The organism is Bradyrhizobium sp., assembly GCF_019244115.1.
Classification (GTDB): domain Bacteria; phylum Pseudomonadota; class Alphaproteobacteria; order Rhizobiales; family Xanthobacteraceae; genus Bradyrhizobium.
The window spans coordinates 1-3,211 of the sequence record NZ_JAFATE010000829.1; the positions used below are offsets into that span (position 1 = coordinate 1).

Below are 3,211 nucleotides of genomic sequence, written 5' to 3' on the forward strand. Positions count from 1 at the left end.
GCCTCCCAGGCCTCGCGCGCCACGCCCAGCATCGCACTCTTGCCCGTGCCGGCGTGGCCGACCACGACGGCGAGATCGCGCCCGTCCGTGACATGCGCCAGCGCGTCAGCCTGCTCGCCGGAAAGCACAAGCCCGCGTCGTTCAGCGAGCGCCAGCGCCGCTTCGCGGTCCGCGTCACGCACCTCATGGCGCTCCCGCTCGGCCATCAGTTCGGCGGCGCGCTGCAGGTGCTGTTCCGCCTCGATCATCTGGCGCGTGGTGAAGCGATCCTCGCCGCGAGCGTCCTTGCCGAGTTCGACCAGATCTGGGGCGCCACGCATCGCGCCCACGACGTCGTTAAACTGGTCGAGCCCGTCGCTGTGCCGGTGCGCGAACTTGGCAATGTCGCGCTGCGTGAAGGTCGATTGCTGATGCGTGATCGCGTCCAAGGCGAGGGAGGGATCGGCGATGATCCGCATCCCATTGCCGCGGGCGATCTCGCGGTGCATTTCGGCGCGATCGGCCTCAGCTCCCTCGCCCTCGATGCCACGACCCTCGATGCGTTTGGCAGGCGCACCGATGTGGCTTTGCGGCTCAAGCCCGATGCGCTGGGCCTCAAGACTCCGATGGTCGATGCGCGCATCGATGTCGAGCTCGGCCAGGCGTTCGTTGGCAAGCTCGGCCCAGCGCCTCCGCCAGCGCTCCACCATCTCGGTGCGGTTCCACTCGCGCACCTTCTGACCAAAGCCGTTCTCGTCCGCCGCGCGCATGGTCAGCATGACATGGGCATGGGGTTTGGGCATGCCGTCCTCGGCTCTATCCCAATGCACGTTGAGATCGGCGATCATGCCCCGATCGACGAACTCCGCCTGCACGAAGTCGCGGGCGAGCTCGATGCCCTGAGCCTCACTCATCTCGCGCGGGATGGCGAACTCGACCTCGCGGGCAAGCTGAGCATCCTTGCGGATTTCGAACGCCTCGACATCGTTCCACAGCCGTTCGCGGTCGCTCCAGACTTGCGGCGCATTCTCCGGCAGCATCACCTCCGAATGGACGACGCCGCGCTTGCCGGAAAAGTCATGGCTTCGATCAAGCTGCTCGTCGCGCAGCCGCGAGGCCGAGCGGTAGGCAGCCGAGGCCACCGCGCTGGAGCCGGCTTTGCGGCCAATGATCTTGACGTGAAGATGATAGATCGCCATTGCGATCAGATCATCTACACGGCGAAGCGCACGTCGGAACGACGTATAAGCGCGCCCTCCCTCGAAAAATTCTCGAGAGGGACTACCGCGTCCCAGGCTGTCCTGACGACCTTACAGCATTGTGCCGGGTGCTCGGCTATCATTCCTCCATCAACACTCACGGAGACGGCCATGCGCAAACCACGGGACTTTGATGCCGAACTGAAGGCACTAGGGGAAAAGGCGCGTGGCCTCAAGAGCCGCAAGGTGCAGCAACTCGGCGAACTTGTTATTGCCACCGGGGCGGATGCGCTTGACGCCAATGAACTGGCCGGCGCGCTGATCTTGCTGGCCGAGACAAAAGAGGCCGGGAAGAGGGAGGCATGGGCCAGGCGCGGAGCCGCGTTCTTTCAGGCCCGGGCGCGGCGAATTGCACCGACAACTGACCGCCACCCGGACGGCCCTCCTGCGCAACCGAGCGGCGCGCAACCGGCATCAAGCCGCAAGGGCGCGACGTGACATGCGCACATGGCGGGCCGAGCGTCGCAAACGCACGCGGCATCTGATCGAACTCGGCGGCCTCGTCGTGAAGGCGGGCCTCGTCAACCTGACCGGCGATGATCGCGCCATCATCCTCGGCGCGCTGCTTTGGATAGCCGACAAGCTCAAAAGCGGTCAACACGAACAGGCACGGGCGCTTTGGGCTGCAAAGGGGAAACAAGCCTTCGAGGCGGACCCTGGCGACACACAAGGGACCGATCGAAATGGCGGGGGCGGCGGAAAGACCCGCGTCGAACTCCGGGTTCAAGTGACGGACGGGGTGTCATGACTTTGACACGCCTGGTCAGCCGGTCTGCGCACTGGCATTGCGGTTCGCGCTATGCTGGAATCTGCCGGCATATTGGTAGTCCCGCTGGTGCGATGGACGGCGCACGATCGAGAGTAGGCGGCCAACGCCTCGAGCCTGCTGGCCCGGTATTGGCAGCGCGAAGCGCTTGTCCCGGGTTTGCAGCGACGGCTCGACGCAATGAAAACGTTGGCCAGCGACATGGCCTTTGTCAACCAAGTCGGCTGCGTTTATGACCGCCGATATGCAAAGCGCGACACAACGGCTGGCCTCCTCGGCCGGCGTGACGCTGCGCAGCAGCTGGACGATGTCTTTTGACGTCCGAGGACGGTTTTGACTGCCTCGACGTTGAGCTTGATCTGACAGCATCGACCGCGGCTCTCGCCGCGCTGCTTCACTTCTAGGCCACAAAGCAAGTCATCTTCGCCGAGCGTCGGGCGGTGTAGGGTGCCGGCATGGCTCGCAAATCGATCGATGGCAACCGTTGCTCATGGTCAGTTTGCGCGTTGATTCCTACCCGAGCTTTCCGCCAGCCATCGAGACTGCCATGATTCCGCGCGCGCCGCCCGCTCGCCTGGTGACGTTTGCTGTCGGCATCATTGCATGGGCCCCGCGCCGCTGGTGAAGTCGACCGGCCGCGTTGCCCCAAAGGGATGGCCCCTGCGGCGGCGGCCGCATCCGAAAGCAAGATGTTTGCGCGGAACCTCGCATTTGCTGCGATCGTCGGGGCCCCCTGTTTGCGTCGAGCCGACATCCGGGTGCCGCAAGCACCGCCTTCGACGCCAGTTGCTGAGGCCAAGCCGGCGCCGCTTCGCCACTGGCCAGACGGTGGACTGGACGAGCTAGCGACGCATGGTCCTATAGGACGCCAGCCGGGATATCCAAGCCACGAGGTGAGTCAACGCACACAGAGGAGGATTGCCAATGGCAAACTGCTGTGTGTCAATGTCGCGCGCATGGCAAGGAAATGCGATGCACTCCACTCGAGCAGTGTGTCGACAGCACTCTAATATTGGGTCGCGCTATCTTTGAAATTGAAGGTTAGCCCGGGGCGACGCTGAGAACTCCTGCCCGTCTGCGGGTTAAAAATAGGCATAGCCTCCCCAGTCGCAAGGCGTGCGCCGATCGATAGGTCGGAGGTATTCTTTGGAACCTGCGATTTCGCAAGAACGCCCGGCAGGCTCGGCAATTTCCCCGCGCGAAGCTG

General features: G+C 64.1%; 4 protein-coding genes and 1 pseudogene. 2 read left to right on the forward strand and 3 right to left on the reverse strand.

Annotated elements, in window-relative coordinates:
* Window positions 1-1,178, reverse strand: a 1,178-nt coding sequence (gene mobQ, locus JOZ76_RS35105; RefSeq protein WP_291705963.1) for a MobQ family relaxase, incomplete at its 3' end; no start/stop codon positions are given.
* Window positions 1,179-1,349: 171 nt separating this feature from the next.
* Here mobQ and JOZ76_RS35110 point away from each other — a divergent pair.
* Both JOZ76_RS35110 and JOZ76_RS35115 read left to right on the forward strand, forming a co-directional pair.
* Window positions 1,350-1,676, forward strand: coding sequence for a conjugal transfer protein TraD (locus JOZ76_RS35110; protein WP_291705964.1), 327 nt, complete (start codon window positions 1,350-1,352; stop codon window positions 1,674-1,676).
* A gap of 1 nt (window position 1,677) precedes the next feature.
* Window positions 1,678-1,986: a conjugal transfer protein TraD gene (locus JOZ76_RS35115; RefSeq protein ID WP_291705965.1), complete on the forward strand. Its 309-nt coding sequence runs from the start codon at window positions 1,678-1,680 to the stop codon at window positions 1,984-1,986.
* A gap of 15 nt (window positions 1,987-2,001) precedes the next feature.
* On the opposite strand, the gene JOZ76_RS35120 is transcribed toward JOZ76_RS35115, so the two are convergent.
* Together JOZ76_RS35120 and JOZ76_RS35125 are read right to left on the reverse strand one after the other, a co-directional pair.
* The gene (locus JOZ76_RS35120) at window positions 2,002-2,373 is read right to left on the reverse strand and encodes a hypothetical protein (RefSeq protein ID WP_291705966.1); all 372 of its coding nucleotides are present in this window, start codon (window positions 2,371-2,373) and stop codon (window positions 2,002-2,004) included.
* Between the two features lie 637 nt (window positions 2,374-3,010).
* Window positions 3,011-3,211 (reverse strand): annotated as a pseudogene (locus JOZ76_RS35125) (hypothetical protein); the annotation flags it as partial.